This is a genomic window from Bacillus sp. ISL-35 (assembly GCF_018613355.1).
In the GTDB taxonomy this organism is placed as follows: Bacteria; Bacillota; Bacilli; order Bacillales; family Cytobacillaceae; genus Mesobacillus.
Window position 1 is genome coordinate 54,645 of sequence record NZ_JAGGQK010000002.1, and the last position, 16,006, is coordinate 70,650.

At 44.2% G+C, this 16,006-nt stretch carries 17 protein-coding genes; 9 read left to right on the plus strand and 8 right to left on the minus strand.

The genetic code is table 11. From position 1 onward, the window contains the following. Positions 1-11: 11 nt before the first annotated feature. Positions 12-911, minus strand: coding sequence for a PucR family transcriptional regulator (locus J7E38_RS03525; RefSeq protein WP_214709466.1), 900 nt, complete (start codon positions 909-911; stop codon positions 12-14). A gap of 166 nt (positions 912-1,077) precedes the next feature. Here J7E38_RS03525 and J7E38_RS03530 point away from each other — a divergent pair, with 166 nt between their 5' ends. Then, complete coding sequence (locus J7E38_RS03530; RefSeq protein ID WP_079507876.1) at positions 1,078-1,338, plus strand: metal-sensitive transcriptional regulator; 261 nt, start codon at positions 1,078-1,080, stop codon at positions 1,336-1,338. 44 nt (positions 1,339-1,382) lie between these two features. Here J7E38_RS03530 and J7E38_RS03535 read toward each other — a convergent pair whose 3' ends face one another. The 6 genes from J7E38_RS03535 to J7E38_RS03560 form a co-directional block, all read right to left on the minus strand. After that, entirely contained in the window at positions 1,383-1,568 is a 186-nt protein-coding gene (locus tag J7E38_RS03535) for a hypothetical protein (RefSeq protein WP_214709464.1), read from the minus strand. 60 nt (positions 1,569-1,628) lie between these two features. After that, positions 1,629-1,841, minus strand: a complete 213-nt coding sequence (locus J7E38_RS03540) for a YheE family protein (protein ID WP_214709462.1) — start codon at positions 1,839-1,841, stop codon at positions 1,629-1,631. Positions 1,842-1,906: 65 nt separating this feature from the next. Then, complete coding sequence (locus J7E38_RS03545; protein WP_214709460.1) at positions 1,907-3,097, minus strand: YheC/YheD family endospore coat-associated protein; 1,191 nt, start codon at positions 3,095-3,097, stop codon at positions 1,907-1,909. After that, positions 3,094-4,461 (minus strand): YheC/YheD family endospore coat-associated protein, encoded by a 1,368-nt coding sequence (locus J7E38_RS03550; protein WP_214709458.1) that lies wholly within the window; start codon positions 4,459-4,461, stop codon positions 3,094-3,096. The genes J7E38_RS03545 and J7E38_RS03550 overlap by 4 nt, the downstream gene beginning before the upstream one ends. Then, a complete protein-coding gene (locus J7E38_RS03555; RefSeq protein WP_214709456.1) occupies positions 4,458-5,543 on the minus strand; it encodes a YheC/YheD family endospore coat-associated protein in 1,086 nt (361 codons plus the stop codon). Before J7E38_RS03555 ends, J7E38_RS03550 begins: the two co-directional genes overlap by 4 nt. 19 nt (positions 5,544-5,562) lie before the next feature. Next, on the minus strand, positions 5,563-6,666 hold the full coding sequence (locus J7E38_RS03560; RefSeq protein ID WP_214709454.1) for a YheC/YheD family endospore coat-associated protein: 1,104 nt from the start codon (positions 6,664-6,666) through the stop codon (positions 5,563-5,565). Between the two features lie 201 nt (positions 6,667-6,867). Between J7E38_RS03560 and J7E38_RS03565 the strand changes: the two genes are divergently transcribed. From J7E38_RS03565 to J7E38_RS03580, 4 genes are all read left to right on the plus strand, one after another. Further along, positions 6,868-7,227, plus strand: coding sequence for a YlbF/YmcA family competence regulator (locus tag J7E38_RS03565; RefSeq protein WP_214709452.1), 360 nt, complete (start codon positions 6,868-6,870; stop codon positions 7,225-7,227). 129 nt (positions 7,228-7,356) lie between these two features. Further along, on the plus strand, positions 7,357-8,229 hold the full coding sequence (locus tag J7E38_RS03570; RefSeq protein WP_214709450.1) for a Cof-type HAD-IIB family hydrolase: 873 nt from the start codon (positions 7,357-7,359) through the stop codon (positions 8,227-8,229). 263 nt (positions 8,230-8,492) lie between these two features. Further along, entirely contained in the window at positions 8,493-10,001 is a 1,509-nt protein-coding gene (locus tag J7E38_RS03575) for a coproporphyrinogen III oxidase (protein ID WP_214709448.1), read from the plus strand. A gap of 332 nt (positions 10,002-10,333) precedes the next feature. Then, a complete protein-coding gene (locus J7E38_RS03580) occupies positions 10,334-11,131 on the plus strand; it encodes an enoyl-CoA hydratase (protein ID WP_251030196.1) in 798 nt (265 codons plus the stop codon). Between the two features lie 227 nt (positions 11,132-11,358). Here the strand turns inward: J7E38_RS03580 and J7E38_RS03585 are convergent, their stop codons facing one another. After that, positions 11,359-11,544, minus strand: coding sequence for a YhzD family protein (locus J7E38_RS03585; protein WP_079507900.1), 186 nt, complete (start codon positions 11,542-11,544; stop codon positions 11,359-11,361). 147 nt (positions 11,545-11,691) lie between these two features. Between J7E38_RS03585 and J7E38_RS03590 the strand changes: the two genes are divergently transcribed. The 4 genes from J7E38_RS03590 (at position 11,692) to J7E38_RS03605 (ending at position 16,005) form a co-directional block, all read left to right on the plus strand. Further along, positions 11,692-12,591, plus strand: a complete 900-nt coding sequence (locus J7E38_RS03590) for an ABC transporter ATP-binding protein (RefSeq protein ID WP_214709444.1) — start codon at positions 11,692-11,694, stop codon at positions 12,589-12,591. Then, complete coding sequence (locus J7E38_RS03595; RefSeq protein ID WP_214709442.1) at positions 12,584-13,837, plus strand: ABC transporter permease; 1,254 nt, start codon at positions 12,584-12,586, stop codon at positions 13,835-13,837. The genes J7E38_RS03590 and J7E38_RS03595 overlap by 8 nt, the downstream gene beginning before the upstream one ends. A 126-nt stretch (positions 13,838-13,963) precedes the next feature. Next, on the plus strand, positions 13,964-14,659 hold the full coding sequence (locus J7E38_RS03600) for a Type 1 glutamine amidotransferase-like domain-containing protein (protein WP_214709440.1): 696 nt from the start codon (positions 13,964-13,966) through the stop codon (positions 14,657-14,659). 119 nt (positions 14,660-14,778) lie between these two features. After that, positions 14,779-16,005: a metallophosphoesterase family protein gene (locus tag J7E38_RS03605; protein ID WP_214709438.1), complete on the plus strand. Its 1,227-nt coding sequence runs from the start codon at positions 14,779-14,781 to the stop codon at positions 16,003-16,005. Position 16,006 lies beyond the last annotated feature (1 nt).

Here is a 16,006-nt window from a genome sequence, read left to right on the forward strand (position 1 = left end):
AACCGTCTAAATCAGCCCATTTCTTTATAAAGGCCGGCAAGATAAACAACGATGGCTGCGTCAAAATCCTTCAGCTGCACACCGGTTTTTTCTGTGAACTTGTCTAGTCTGTACTGAAGGGTATTTCGGTGTACATACAATTTTTTAGCTGCAAGTGAAACATTCGAATTGCTTTCCAGGAACGTTTTGATCGTAGTCATTAACTCTTTGTCATCGCCAAATGCATCGAGAATTGAATGGGAGAGAATATCCTGTAAATGATCTGGCAGCTGTGTTGCCAGGAGCATCGGAAAGGCTTTTTCAAAAGTGAAGACATCTCCGCGATTCGTAAGCTTAACTAATTCTAGGAAAACTTGCTTTTCGTTTGTGAAAAAGCCTGGGAGCTGCCGGGAAATTGTTTGGAACTTGCCGATATAAAAAGAAATTTTAATAAAAAAGTCACTTTCGAATGTTGCGGAAATTGATTGAAGCTCGTCTGCATCTTCAATGATTTCCTTCTTCTCTTCAATGATCATTCCATAGGAGTCCTTCCTCCAGAGGATAGTATGTTCAGGGAAAAAGCCTTGCAAAGCCTCATTGATTTCCTCTGTTTCGATATGTTTTGCCTGCAGCCGGAATTGAATGAAACGGACCTCTTCCATCGCAGTCGGCGGTATCGCTCCACCATGAAAAAGAAAATCACTCCACGCAAGTGCTTTACCAGTAAGAACAGTATGCGGATCGGTTTCAATATACTGAAGCAGATTCTTCAGCAAGTCAAGCTGGTCTTCCGATATCTGTTCCTTTGGAATGCTGATCCATATTGGCTCTTCCTCGGTAAATTGAAACCAATGATGTTCACTTGATGGATGAGCTGGAAAATGATTGTGCGTGACAGAATCAGGAAAATAAGCTAATATTTTATTAATCATATAAGTATCCTCAGATTTAATTTGATAAAAGTTGACATATCTTTTATTATAACAGGTGTGGCTTTGAAATGTGAATTCACGCCACGGGATAAACTGGTAGAAAAAAGGAAAATATATTGGTATAATAGATACAATACGGGGTACCGTAGGAGAGAGGTGCAGGGAAATGGAATACACACCAGAAATGAAAAATCGCTTAAAGCGTTTGGAAGGCCAAGTGCGCGGCGTTATCCGCATGATGGAAGAAGAAAATCACTGCAAGGATGTTGTCACACAATTATCGGCAGTCCGTTCTGCAGTAGACCGTGCGATTGGTTTCATCGTGGCAAAAAACCTGGAATCATGCATCACGGAAGCAGCTAAGGAAGGCAAAGAAGCCGACGAAGCCATCAAAGATGCAGTCAATATGATTGTTAAAAGCAGATAAGACACCAGCATCCTTTTTAGGATGTGGTGTCTTTTTTTTGTTTCCTATTTATTAGGCGGATCTTCAGGTGGGAGTTCATGGCTTTCCCCGATATTTGGAGTATCGTCCAATCGATGGACAGTCCCGCCTGCCATCCCCTCATTGATCATCCTGTCGACATCGACATATACTTTATCCCGGCCCTCATATTGCAGGTCCTCAGCGAACATTTTCTTGTCCTTTTGTTTCATGGTTTCCTCCTTCAATTCTTTTACGCTTAGAATGTCGGAAAGGAACAAGAAACATACAGATTATTTGTCATACACATGGAAAAGCATCAGCTCGTGAACACGTTCCTTCAGCTGGTCGATATCCCCGTCCAGGGGCGGTTCGGAAATCCATTGAATATCTCCATTTTGATGATAAATTCCCGTATACTTCTGCTTTTTAAAATAAAAGGAAAAATGCCAGCCAGGCATTTCTTTATTTTCAAATAATGATTTGAATTGGAAATGAGTGATCACTGTGATTCCCCCTGTTAGATGATCTATACCACTATTATATAGCAATAGTGGAAAGGGGAGCGACCTCAATTTGAAAAACCGGATTTCCTGAAAAATAAATCTACAAGTGCAATGATCCTTTTTTCTTCGATTTGGGATTCATCAAAGCTCATTGGTTTTGAGTTCACTTCAAAAATGGCATAGTCTCCTTCTACAGTGAGCCCGGCATCGAGGGAGAATTCCCCGAAATAGCCCAATTCTTCTGTCAGCAGATGCCCGATTTCCTTTACGGCCCATGCGAAAAATGCATCATGCCTGGGATTCTTCACATGAATATAAGGAAGTACGATTCCGCCGTTCGGCACGTGGGTGGTCAAGTCTAGTTTCTCTGATTGGCGGATTCCGATGCCGGTTACTTCATAACCATCCAATCCATCATGAGCATGGACACGGAAATCGAACCGCTTTCCACCAATGGCTGCAGGCTTGATTTCTTTTTGGGCGATATAATCGTGTTTTAACAGCTGCCTGTATTTTGCCTTCCAGAATTCCTTCATACCCGGATAAACCTGGCGTTGGGAATGGCTCTCCAACTCAATTTGTCCGTTCCTTTGCCGCAGCCGGAAAATCCCGATGCCTTTGGAGGAAGAAGCTGGCTTCAGATAAATTCCCTGATGTTTTTCAAGAAAGGCCGCCAGCTGGATCATCGTTTTTACACAAATGCTTTCAGGCATTAACTTCCTTAATTGATCATGTCTTGCAAAAATGGAGTAAAGCTTGTTTTTGTTAATGAAGGCAGGATTGAAAAATGGGATCCCGAGTGCGGAGAAGTAATCCACTGCATCCTTGAAAGGCTGCTGCTGTTCAGCTTTTCGGAATGGCACGCGATTGAAGACAAGATGCGGCAGCGGCGTCTTGACAGGAATCCATTTGTTGGCTTCAGGTAAAAATGTGACCCCGGTAAGGCCATCCTTGACGACGGTTTCTGGAGGGAAAACAACCACCATTCCATTGCGTTTCACCAGCACCTCCTGGAGTGATTTGAATAGTGCTCCGTTGCCTGCCAGTGCCATTTCTTTGCTCATGGAGGTCATGATTCCAACCAGCGGGCCGCAATTTCCCTGCTTGTTTTTTAAGGTGAATGGGTATGTTTGCTGCGGGACAGAGCTTGAAGGGGTGGATCTGATTTGGATTTTATTAAAGCCAAAGCTGATGCTTCCACCAGCTTTGGCTTCATGAGTCCATTCCTTCGATTCGGTGTGATAGCGAAGTTTCATTGGAAAAGTTCCTCGGGTGCTGTAATGGCTTTTTCCGCTAAAAATATGCCAAAGGATAGAGAAAGCTTCCGGGTGAGCAAATCGAAATTTTTCAGCTTAGGATGCTTGAAAATCGACCGGCCTGGCTTTGAATTTGCCTCGAATAGCCAGACTTTTCCTGACTTATCAATCCCCAGGTCAAAACCAATCTCTCCAATGATTCCTTCCATGTTTTTTTCTAAAATGGTGCTCAGGACCAGGGCGGCTTCTGTAAGTTTTTTTTCACATGACTCCCGCTCTTCCTGGTCCTCGAATAGCTCATCAAGTGATTTTACGATGCCGCCGTTGTTCACGTGAGTCGTCACACTTCCATGTCCAGCAATTTTTGCGGCAATCGCTGCCAGCTGCCAATGTCCGTATTCATCTTTATTCGTATGCACCCTGAAATCGATCAGTCGTTTGTCAGACCTTAGCAGGCTAATGCCCTGCTGGACAATCATCTGTGAAAGGTTCCGCTTGTAAAAGATCTTCTTCATCAATTTTTCTAGACTGTCAAATTTCGTTAACTTATTAGCCCCTTCCTGGTCACGGTAGCGACAATAATAGTAGCCATTATGCTTATCGAACAGGATTTGATGGATTCCCAGGCCGAGACTTCCATTAGCTGGTTTGACATAGACATTTCCGTAGTTTGAGAGCATCCGTTCAATAACCGAAAAAGAAGAAAATTGATGGGTTTCAGGCAGGTATTCAACTGCCCGTTCATCCTGCTGCAGCCGTTCGAATACATCAAGCTTGCTGAAAAAGCCAGGATTGTACCATGGAATCAGATAATCGGTCTGCATTCTCGACTTTAAGCTGCGAAGCTCCGACTTTCTCTCTGTCCTCCTGTTTGGAAGGCGGTCATATACGACATTCGGGAAAGGGACTTTAATTTTCTTCCATCCGCCACCGACAAAGAAATAACCGTCGATCAAACCTTGATCCCAATCGATATGCTCCTCGCCAAAAACAAATGGCAGGGCGCCCACGGATTTATTGACCGAGAGCAGCTTGGCGAAGAACATCGATCGCTCGCCGATTGGCCTCAATGGATAGGGAGTGAAACCGGATGTCAGGATGCCGATCAGCGGACCGATAAACAGGGTTTGCTGGTCGATGAACACATGCAGGGGAATTGACAGATCCGGCATGGAGAGCTCCTTCTGCACGTCATTGCTGAGGACAATCACATTTCTCCCTTTCGGATGGGGAGCGACTGTGACATCAAGCAGCTTGTTGCCGAAAGCGACTTTTCTGATATCTTTGCTATTGGGAAGGTCGGCAGGGATGAAGACGAGCTGCTTGGAGTGGGTGATGATTTCCACAGGATATTTTTTTCTCATAAATGCTGTCCCTCTCTTTCTGGCAGAATTTCTGAAAGTGTCATTGCATATTCAAGCGGAGCTTTATAGAGAATTTCCTTCAGGTCGGGATTGAGTGATGCAATGACTTTTCTGCCGGGTTTTGAATTCGTATCCAGCACCCATAATGCTTGATCTTTTGAGACACCGATATCGATGCCGAGCTCGAATAACCTGGGGAAGGATGCTTCAAGGATGCCTGGCAGGATTGAGAGGATTTCTTCTAATTCCAGTAAAAGAAATTTTCTCGTGCGGAAATCCAGCGAGCCTGTAAAATCTTCGAATGCCTGGATTTCACCGCCTGCAGCGAGATTCGACAGGATGCCATCCTTATGGCCGAGGCGTATTCCTTTTCCTCGCAGGATCCAATTGTCTCTCCAGTCCTTTTGCAGCAGCACTCTGATATCAAAAGGACGGTTTTGTGAATCAGAAAGTTCGAGAAAGGGCTGCATCATGTATTCGTTTTTGCTGCAAAGTCTATCGAGCCATTCCTCTGTTTCACTGGTCGATAAAAATATCTTCTCTGACAGGCTGCCATTAGCGTCTGCCGTGATAGTGAATTTTCTGCCGGATTGTTTAATTTTAAAAATTCCGGCGCCGCCAGAACCGAAAACAGGTTTTAGAATCGCGGTACTCCACTTTTCCAGCTGCGCTATTACAGCTTTTCCGCTGGCCGCAAGGATGGTCTCTGGGATATAAGGAGCGAGAGCGGACCTGGATAGAACCTCATAAATGCTCCATTTATTTGGCAGGCCATTTCCCAGGAAGGTAATATCTTTTCGGCTTTTCAGCCATTTCACGATTGCCATGGACTGTTTAGATTCAGTGTCATTTGCATAAAAACAACGGTCATAAATTATCTTTGGCAGTGGGAATTCGGCCTTTAACCACTTTTTCTTTTCATAATCGAATCTCTCTCCTGCCACTAGTTCAGTGATCGGATGGATTTTTGCCGGTGAGAACCTGAAGCAGGTGAATATATCAGGATTTGCCCGTTTGGCCATTTCGGTAAAATAAGTTGTTTCACTATTGAAGGATCGAGACATCATTCCAAATGAAATCATCTGCATATCTCCTTTTGGACTAACGCTCACAAAGTCCATAGCAATGGTCAATGATGGCCTTAGTCGAAGGTCTGATTTTAGAGCCGCGCTCCTCAAAATTCTTGGAGGGTTTGGAGTTGGCTTCGATCAGCCACAAGCTTCCTTTAATATCGATTCCAATATCGATTCCAAGCTCTGCATTATGCCCCTCAGCATGCCGGCTGATTGTTTCAGCCGTTTCCAGTGCCAGCTCTTTCATCAGGGCCAGTTGATGCCGGGCCTGTTCCTTCCCAAAAATCAACGCCAGTGTCTGGGCCGGCTTCATGGCCTCACCTCCGCGAGCAATATTTGAGACAAAATACTGTTCGGCTGAAACCCTTGCTACAATTGAAGTTACCTTCCAGAACTGCTGGGCATTTTTATGGCAGAGGACTCTGAAATCCATGATGCGGCCATTCAATTCGGACAGCTGCACCCCTTGCTGAATAATGCAAAGCCTTTTTTCGACTATAGGCGCGATCGTGCGTGCCAGCTCCCCAATCTGTTTGAAAGGTGGTAAATCCTTTGCCGGCAGGGCGGATAATGAGACATTGATGGAGCCGTCTGATTGGACAAGCTGAATAATATTGCGCCCCTGGCTTCCATGTACAGGCTTGATGTAGAGCACATCATACAGCTGCAGCATTTTTTTAAGCATACTTTCGGTGTATAGATGTGTTTCCGGTATGAAGGACTGTAAATGCTCCTCTTTCATTAAAAATTCATGGATTTCCCATTTGGAAAGAAAGCGATGATTAAATATCTTTATTCCCAGAGTATCCAATTTATTTAAAAAACCCATAAATCCTTTGCTGAATTCAGTTCTGCGTGAAGATACACGGTTGTAGATGACATCCGGTAAGGGGAGGGATCCCTTTTTCCATTCCTCGGTATCCTGATCGTAAAAAAAGCCCTCGACTCCATCATCAGAAAAGCCTTTCAGTGAAAAAACATAGAAGCTTCCACCTGTTTCCGAAATCCCCTGGTGGAGCTCTTCGCAAAAGGAATGGACCTTGCCGAAGTCCGGTCCGCTGTCTTCTTTTATCTCAGTCAGCAAAGCGATGACGGGCTGTGTTGATTGGCCTTCCAATTTAGCTGGCGTCATAGCTTCCCCTCATTTTCTTTTGGCTGCTTAAGGAAACAGTACATAAAAATAGGCAAACACACATAATGCATGTTATGAATAGTTGTTGTTATTGGTGATTTTCATCGCCAAGGAAGTTTTCTGATAACCTGAACTTTTGGCATTGAGTAACATAGTTTGTTATAGTGTAGTGGAGCGTTTAACGGAGAAGGAGTGATTTGAATGGCAGTCAATCTTTACGATTCAGCCTACGAATTAGAAAAAGCAATCAGGAACAGTACGGAATACACAGAATTGAAACGACTTTACGATGCTGTGAACAACGACCCATCAGCAAAAGCGATGTTTGAAAACTTCCGCAATATCCAGATGCAGCTTCAGGAAAAACAGATGACTGGACAGCAAATTACCCAGGAAGAAGTAGAACAGGCACAAAAGACTGTAGCATTGGTTCAGCAGCATGAACTGATTTCGAAGCTTATGGAAGCTGAGCAAAGAATGAGCATGGTCATTTCCGAGCTTAACCAGGTCATCATGAAGCCTCTTGAAGAGCTATACGGAAACCCGAACCAGCAGCAATAAGATTGAACGAACTCCCGGCAGACAATGGCCGGGAGTTTTTTTTGCAGATTGCCCCCTTGTTCTATTTTTTCGGTTTCTATCATACAAGTTAAATAAGGACAAAAACACCGAAGAAATGGGGGCATAAAAATGATTTACCGTCTTCTTGCGCTCAACGTGGATGGCACGATTCTCCAATCAAATGGAAGGCTCCATAAATCCACAAGGGATGCGATCGAGTACGTCCAGCAAAAGGGAGTTTACGTTACTCTAGTAACTTCCAGAAGCTTTCCATCAGCCAAAAAAGTGGCGAAAGCGCTGAAAATAAATTCATTGCTGGTAACCCACCTCGGATCCTATATTTCGCATGACCTTCGCAGTGACCCAGTGTTTGAAAAAAGGATCCCAGAGGATGTCACATTCCAGCTTGTCAGGTTCCTCGAAAGCTTTCCATGCCAGATCCGACTGGTCCATGAAAAGTTTTCGCTGGCTAATAAGTATAAATTGAATCATAACCTGCTGGCAAAAACGGTATTCACTTCAGGTGATCCGATTTTTTATTCACAGCAATTCACCGATTCTATCAGCGAAACACTTGTCAATGATCCTGTGTCTCCGCCGAAGATTGAAGTCTACTTCGAGTACGAAGAAGATTTGGCAGATGCACAGCAGGCGATAAACGGGATGTTCTCAGAAGTCTCACTTTCCAGGCTGAATGATTATCGACTCGATATCATGCCAGAAGGTGTGTCAAAGCTGAATGGCCTGATCCAGCTTGGTGAGCACCTTGGCATTCCATTGAAAGAAATGGTCGCAATTGGCGACGGCAGCGACGATATCGACATGATCGAAGCTTGCGGTCTGGGCGTGGCGATGGGGAATGCATCTCCAGAAGTAAAGAAGGCTGCGGACTGGGTGACCCGCTCCAACAACCAGCATGGCGTCAGCTACATGGTAAAGGAACACTTCCGCAAACAGCAGCCAATCGAGTTCCTGCGTAAAATGAATATTATAAAAATGTAAAATAATAAGCATGCCTGAGATTGAAAGTCAGGCATGCTTTGTTGTTTTTTCATGTCAGAGGAAGGCTAACGGAGTTTTAGAAATATATGAGTTTTTTTCGGAAAATAAGCTTTGAATTAAGGAATATATATTTTTTAAAGAATAATAAATGATACTCAGTCCGAGCAGAGCATAAAACTGGTAGCTTTTGCACTGTCTTGACCAGGTAATCATACTTCTATTACACTTATTGAAGCATGTTTAATTGAAAAGGTGATATAACAATGAGAATTCATATAAAAGGTATTGATGATGAAAGGTTCCAGCGCCCGCTGGGACTGATTGCGAATCTTTTTTTCGAGGAATCAGAAGTGATCCTGGGCGAAGCAGGTACAGAATCTGATGCGACAATAGAATTTGAGGTTCAAGCTGAAGGTACTATCCTTGTAAAAGCAGACCTGACAACAAAGGATGATGAAGTTTTTTCAGCTCATGCCGATAAAGAAGTTCCAGCAGGCCTAAGCGAAAAAGAAGAATTCAAACTGCTTAAAACGGTTGTTTCAAGAGCTTATTTAAAATTGCTGCAGAACTGGACAGGCATCATCCAAAAGTGGGGGATCCTTACCGGCGTCCGTCCAACAAAGCTTCTGCACAAGAAACTTCGTGAAGGAGCAGAGCAGGAAACTGCCCATAAAGAGCTGAAGGAGCAGTATTTGATTTCAGATGAGAAAATCCAGCTCATGCAGCAGATCGTCGACCGTCAGCTTGCTGTCCTTCCAGATTTGTACGATTTGAAAAATGGAGTCAGCATCTATATCGGCATCCCGTTTTGCCCGACCAAATGTGCCTATTGCACGTTCCCGGCTTACGCAATCAACGGACGCCAGGGATCAGTCGATTCGTTCCTGGGCGGTCTGCACTATGAAATTCGTCAAATAGGCGACTGGCTGAAGAAGAATGACATCAAGATCACGACTGTTTATTATGGAGGCGGCACGCCGACATCGATTACCGCTGAAGAAATGGATATGCTTTATGAGGAGGTCCACCAATCGTTCCCGGATGTCGAAAACATCAGGGAGGTGACCGTTGAAGCCGGCCGTCCCGATACGATCACGCCTGAAAAGCTTGAAGTGCTGAAGAAATGGAATATCGACCGCATCAGCATTAATCCGCAGTCATACATCCAGGAAACATTGAAGGCGATCGGCCGTCATCACACTGTGGAAGAAACGATTGAAAAATTCCATCTCGCCCGCGAAATGGGGATGAATAATATCAATATGGACCTGATCATCGGCCTTCCAGGTGAAGGGACAGCAGAATTCGCTCATACGCTTGCTGAAACAAAAAAGCTGATGCCAGAATCGCTGACAGTCCATACCCTTTCATTTAAAAGAGCATCAGAAATGACTAGGAACAAGCAGAAATATAAAGTCGCTGACCGTGTCGAGATTGAGAAGATGATGAATATGGCTGAATCTTGGACGTCAGAACATGACTATGTACCATATTATCTATACAGACAAAAGAATATTCTCGGGAATCTGGAGAATGTAGGCTACTCATTCCCGGGACAGGAAAGCCTGTACAATATCATCATTATGGAAGAACAGCAGACAATCATTGGCCTTGGCTGCGGCGCATCAAGCAAATTCATCGATCCGGATACCGGCGTGATCACCCAGTTCTCAAACCCTAAAGATCCAAAGTCATATAACGACAGCTTTGAAGAATATGCTGATAAAAAGATTGAAATCCTAGATTCATTGTTCAACAAAGCGATGATTTAATTTGAAAAGCTCCCGAATGATTCTTTTCGGGAGCTTTTTTGATGGGTTGACACCTATTTAGGGGTTGATTTTGCGTAAAGAAGGATGATTAAGCTATACAACGCAGGAATTCCTCGGAAATCCACCTTTATTCCGCGAAAAAGACAAATGATTCTGCGAAAAACCATCATAATTCCGCGAAAAAGGTGATGGATTCCGCGAACTGGAAAATGCTGAAGATTTTCCAGCCAGGAACCAGGACATTCTTTTAAAAAGTCTAAATAATGAGAAAAAAAGGTTTTTAAATATAACATCTCCCTATATAATAAAAATATACGGACTTATTGGAGGGGATGAAGGTGGCGATTGAGTTTTCAACGGACACTGTTAAATTAGGCATTGACGGGCGTGTAGCTGTCCTGGAATTGAACAGGCCCGAATCACTGAACGCCCTGGATGTGGAAATGATCAGGGGAATCACGATGAACCTTAAAGAAATTTGCAAGTCGGATGAAATCGATATCGTGGTGATAAAAGGGGCAGGCCGTGCGTTTTCTGCTGGCGGCGATATCAAAACAATGCTTTCTAATGCAAATGAAAGCGATTTCTATCATGTGATGGATGATATTCACGACATGATTGTCACCCTTTACAGCATGCCTAAGTTAACGATCAGCGCTGTGACAGGTGCTTCGGCTGGCCTGGGCTTCAGCCTTGCCCTTGCGACGGATTACATTATTGCTGAGCCGTCGAGCAAGATTGCGATGAACTTTATTGGAATTGGCTTGATTCCAGATGGTGGCGGACATTTCTTCATGGAAGAGCGGCTGGGAGAAACAAAGGCGAAGCAGATGATTTGGGATGGCAAGACGCTATCAGCCGGAGATGCACTCAGTCTCGGGCTCGTTGATGAAGTACCGGAAGAAGATTTTAAAACAGCGGTCGACCAGAAAGTGCAGGAATGGCTGAACAAACCGGTACAGGCAATGATCAAAACAAAGAAAATCCTTGCCGAAAAAAATCGACCTTCATTACTGAAAATTCTAGAACTTGAAAAATACGGGCAATTCAAGATGCGTCAGACAGAAGATCATCAGGAAGGCATTAAAGCGTTCCTCGAAAAGAGAAAGCCAAACTTCAAAGGTAAATAAAGGCTGTTTTCGTAAAGATTGTTGTTAAAATCCTATAGCCGATTTTAACGTAGTCTATACCGATTTCTAAGGTCGGTATGAAGTTTACATGCTCTTTTTTCTCATAAAAAGCGCCTTCTTTACGAAGGTAAACAGCTAATTCAGTCCAATTTTGTATTCAATAGCAACAAAGTTTGAGAAAAGAGCCTAAATAAAAAAGCGAAGAGGAATTTTCCTCTTCGCTTTTCTTATGGATGAAACAAAATCAACTTTCCTCTTGGAGAAGTGCAGCGGTGTGTCTTGTCGCTTAAGTTCTTTTCTTCAAGCATTCTTGCGCCGATTTCTTTTGCCTCGTCATCGTTACCAGCCTGGAAAGATTCATCAATCAGTTTTTCCCCATTAGGTTCGAAGGCCGTCAGTTTGTAAGTATCCATAACAAAATCCCCTTTGTTATAAAATTCAGATGATTACTATTATTTTTGCATAACTTTTTCAAATATGCAAAACAAAAAAACATCAGAATATGAAACTATTTCCATTCCGACATCGTAGTATTTAATTGGAGAAGGAGGAGAACGAGTATGGTATTACAGCTCGATCGTGTTACAAAGAGATTTGGGAACTTTACAGCCGTGAACCAGCTTTCACTTAATATTCCGGAAAAGGAAATGTTCGGATTCCTCGGGGCGAATGGTGCCGGGAAAACGACGACCTTCCGGATGATCCTCGGCCTGCTGGATGCTTCAGATGGCCAGATTTCATGGGACGGAAAGCCGATCAATTATGAAACTAGCAGTATTATTGGCTATCTGCCGGAGGAAAGGGGACTTTATCCGAAGCTCAAGGTCCGAGATCAGATTGTTTATCTTGCCAGATTGAGAGGCATGCAGAAACAGGCTGCCCTGAAGGAACTTGATTACTGGCTGAACCGCTTTAAGGTTCCTGAATATGCAGATAAAAAGGTAGAGGAGCTTTCGAAGGGAAATCAGCAAAAAATCCAGTTCATTGCTGCTGTCATACATAAACCGAAATTGTTAATCCTCGATGAGCCTTTCAGCGGCCTGGATCCAGTAAATGTTGAACAGTTGAAGGATGCGGTAATTGAATTGAAGAATACAGGGACGACCATTGTTTTTGCGAGTCACCGCATGGAGCATGTGGAGGAAATGTGCGAGCATATTTGCATCATGCATAAAGGCAGCCCAGTTGTCCACGGCTCGCTAAAGGAGATCAAAAGATCCTTTGGTAAAAAGAACCTCGTCATCCATGCGGATTTTGATACAGCTTTTCTAAAGGACTATCCTGGAGTGACAAAGTCAAAATTGACAGCAGAGGGGATCCATCTGCAAATCACTGGCGAGCAGGCAGCCCAGGATATCTTAAAAGATATCGTCGGGAAAGGGTTTATCCGCAAGTTTGTTCTTGAAGAGCCGAGCCTGAATGATATTTTCATAGAGAAGGTAGGTGCTTCATATGAATAATTTTTTTATCATCCTCATGCACACATATATGACCAAGCTTAAAACCAAATCCTTTTTGGTTACGACCATCCTGACCGTCGGAATCATGCTGGCACTGACCAATATGACCAATATCATCGATTTTTTCAACAAGGGCGGCGACGCTGACAAAATCGCTGTGATTGATGGAACCGGAAAGCTATATGACCCGTTGAAAGAGCAGATGAAGGTCATTAATGATGAACTTCTCCTGGAAAAATATGAGGGGAATGAAGACGGAGCGAGAAAAGAAGTCGAGGAAGGGAAATATAAGGGGCTTCTTGAATTAAGATTGAATGACGACGAGCTGCCGGTCGCTTCATACAAAGCGATGAGCATTGCTGATTCTGCCATTCCTGCAGACCTGCAGGCAGCCTTGCAGCAGCTGAAAACAGCTATAGCTTCCACACAGATAAACATTGAACCGGAACAATTGGAAAAATTATATGCACCGGTAGAATTCGAAAAAGCGGCTCTGGAAGAAGACGCCAAAACAGAAGAGGAATTGAATCAGGCCCGAGGGCTTGTCTATGTCCTGCTCTTTATCATATATTTTGCCGTCATCATGTACGCGAACATGATCGCCATGGAAGTCGCGACTGAAAAATCTTCACGTGTGATGGAAATCATGATATCCAGTGTATCGCCGATCAAGCAAATGTTTGCGAAAATCCTCGGGATTGGGCTGTTAAGCTTGACCCAGCTCGCCGCCCTTCTGTTAGTCGGATATTTTTCAATCAAACAGAATCTTGAGAACATGGAAGGCGGATTCTTCGAGTTTTTCGGCTTTGGAAATGTAGCAGGCAGCACGATTGCATACGCGGTGATTTTCTTCATATTAGGCTATTTCCTGTATGCGACAATGGCCGCGTTCCTGGGTTCCCTCGTCAGCAGGATTGAAGACGTGCAGCAGATGATCACGCCGATGACACTGCTTGTGGTCGCCGGATTCATGATGGCGATGTTTGGCTTAGGCCAGCCTGAGGCACCGTTCGTAAAATATACATCGTTCATTCCGTTCTTCTCCCCGATGCTGATGTTCCTTCGGGTAGGCATGCTCAATATCCCTTTCTGGGAAATTGCCCTGTCAATTGGCATCCTGGTTGCGACAATCGCTTTCCTTGCCGTATTCGGCGCGAGGGTATACAGGGGAGGAGTGCTCATGTACGGCAAATCAAATTCCTTTAAGGATATTAAAAAGGCACTTCAGTTAACGAAAAACGAATAATCGAACAAAAGCCGCAATTCATTTTGGATTGCGGCTTTTTCATACAGGAATTCCGATATGCCGGGTTGAATATTTAAGGATATTCATATTGCCAGTTATCCATTCTAATGAAGGAGAGTGTTCGAGTTGAAACAAATCATTGCAATGGGGGGCGGGGGATTCTCGATGGAACCGGAGAACCCGCTATTGGATTTATATATACTTGGTCAGTCAGAAAAACAGAAGCCTAAGGTTTGCTTTGTGCCAACTGCAAGCGGGGATGCGGATGGTTATATCGAAAGGTTTTATACTGCTTTTCAATCCCATGAATGCATCCCTTCTCATCTATCCTTATTCAGGCCGCCGTCGAGAGACCTGGAAGCCTTTGTGATGGATCAGGACATTATATATGTTGGGGGAGGCAGCACAAAGAATCTTCTTGCCCTTTGGAAGGAATGGGGATTGGATGGCATTATGCGGAAGGCCTGGGAGCAAGGCATCATCATGGCAGGAGTCAGTGCCGGCTCGATTTGCTGGTTTGAAGAAGGTGTGACGGATTCCTATGGCGACGGCATGGAGCCGCTGAAGTGTCTTGGCTTTTTAAAAGGAAGCAACTGCCCGCATTATGATGGGGAAGCAGAGCGGCGTCCGGCTTATGAACAATTTGTCAGTTCAGGGAAGATTTCGGGCGGATTTGCCGCTGATGATAGCGCCGCTCTGCATTTTATCGGCGAAGAACTGGTCAGAGCCGTAAGTTCGAGGATGGAGGCAAAGGCCTATCAAGTATGTCTGGAAAATGGAGAAGTGACAGAAAAAGTGCTGGATACAATCTATCTTGGTTGAAGTTGAACTGCAGTTCCGGAGAGGACTGCAGTTTTTTTGCAGGATCGGGGATAAGAACGTGCATTCGTATTTTTTGAGTGTTAAAATAAAATTAAATATGAGGGGAAAGGAATATTCCAATGAAACAGGTGAAGTTTTTACATACAGCCGACCTCCATCTGGATAGCCCGATGGTCGGATTGAGGCATCTGCCAAAAGCCATTTTTCACCGGCTTCAGGAGAGCACTTTTAAAGCATTGAGCAATATTACGGATGCGGCAATTAAACAGGAAGTGGATTTTGTTGTGATCGCCGGGGATCTGTATGATGCTGAGGACAGGAGCATTCGTGCCCAGGCTTTTTTTCGCAATGAAATGGCAAGGCTTCGTGAAAAAGGAATCAAGGTCTATGTAATACACGGGAACCATGATCATCTTGGATCCAGGTCGATTACCATCGATTTTCCCGACAATGTCCATTTCTTTAAGGATCAGGTGGAAACAGCCGTCTTCTCGAAAGATGATGGCACACTCGTCCATTTATACGGCTTCAGCTATCCAGAGCGTCATGTAATGGAGCGGTGGATTGAGAAATATCCGAAGTCCGATGGAGCTGATTTTCATATTGGGCTGCTTCATGGCCATTTCGAAGGGGCCAGTGATCATGGGAAATACGCACCCTTCAGATTAGGTGATCTTATCGGCAAAGGCTATGATTACTGGGCTCTTGGTCATATTCATAAAAGAGCGGTTTTATCTGAGCAGCCCTATATCGTCTATCCGGGGAACTCCCAGGGACGAAATCGAAAGGAACTCGGAGACAAAGGAGCTGCGGTTGTCCATTTAACGGAATCTGGTTCTGAAGTGTCTTTCATTGAAAGCGCTGATGTGATGTGGGAAGAACTCGTCATTGATGCCCAGGAGGCTGCGGGTTTCAATATCCTTTATGACCAATGCCTCGCAGCCATTGATGAAAAAAGAAGAGAAGGAAAGGGAGTTTTGCTGGATATCCGCTTAGAACGCCTGAATTCCAATCTCACAGATGTCATCGATAAAATAGCCAGTGGTGAATTGCTTGAACTTCTCCAGGAGAACGAAAAGGAGGAGGATTCTTTTGTCTGGGTACATAGGCTGCGTTTTTCAGAAGATCTCGTGGTAGACCGTGGCAACTTGATTAAACAAAGTGAGTTTTATGAAGAATTATTCAGGACGATTGAACAGTATGGTGACTTATATGAACCGTTGTCTCCATTATTCCAGCAAAGCCAGGCACGAAGACATCTGGATGTGTTGTCTGAAAATGAAACAGAACAGCTAATCAAGGATGCTGAGCATCTTCTGCTCCGTCAGATGCTGGAAAATCAGTGAA

Bases quoted from the DNA above. Each gene is read 5' to 3' on its own strand.
- J7E38_RS03545 (WP_214709460.1), bottom strand. From the start codon at position 3,097: ATGAAACTTCGCTATCACACCGAATCGAAGGAATGGACTCATGAAGCC.
- J7E38_RS03585 (WP_079507900.1), bottom strand. From the start codon at position 11,544: ATGGATACTTACAAACTGACGGCCTTCGAACCTAATGGGGAAAAACTG.
- J7E38_RS03580 (WP_251030196.1), top strand. From the start codon at position 10,334: ATGAAGGTGGCGATTGAGTTTTCAACGGACACTGTTAAATTAGGCATT.
- J7E38_RS03605 (WP_214709438.1), top strand. From the start codon at position 14,779: ATGAAACAGGTGAAGTTTTTACATACAGCCGACCTCCATCTGGATAGC.
- J7E38_RS03575 (WP_214709448.1), top strand. From the start codon at position 8,493: ATGAGAATTCATATAAAAGGTATTGATGATGAAAGGTTCCAGCGCCCG.
- J7E38_RS03590 (WP_214709444.1), top strand. From the start codon at position 11,692: ATGGTATTACAGCTCGATCGTGTTACAAAGAGATTTGGGAACTTTACA.
- J7E38_RS03595 (WP_214709442.1), top strand. From the start codon at position 12,584: ATGAATAATTTTTTTATCATCCTCATGCACACATATATGACCAAGCTT.
- J7E38_RS03560 (WP_214709454.1), bottom strand. From the start codon at position 6,666: ATGACGCCAGCTAAATTGGAAGGCCAATCAACACAGCCCGTCATCGCT.
- J7E38_RS03570 (WP_214709450.1), top strand. From the start codon at position 7,357: ATGATTTACCGTCTTCTTGCGCTCAACGTGGATGGCACGATTCTCCAA.
- J7E38_RS03535 (WP_214709464.1), bottom strand. From the start codon at position 1,568: ATGAAACAAAAGGACAAGAAAATGTTCGCTGAGGACCTGCAATATGAG.
- J7E38_RS03530 (WP_079507876.1), top strand. From the start codon at position 1,078: ATGGAATACACACCAGAAATGAAAAATCGCTTAAAGCGTTTGGAAGGC.
- J7E38_RS03525 (WP_214709466.1), bottom strand. From the start codon at position 911: ATGATTAATAAAATATTAGCTTATTTTCCTGATTCTGTCACGCACAAT.
- J7E38_RS03550 (WP_214709458.1), bottom strand. From the start codon at position 4,461: ATGAGAAAAAAATATCCTGTGGAAATCATCACCCACTCCAAGCAGCTC.
- J7E38_RS03555 (WP_214709456.1), bottom strand. From the start codon at position 5,543: ATGATTTCATTTGGAATGATGTCTCGATCCTTCAATAGTGAAACAACT.
- J7E38_RS03565 (WP_214709452.1), top strand. From the start codon at position 6,868: ATGGCAGTCAATCTTTACGATTCAGCCTACGAATTAGAAAAAGCAATC.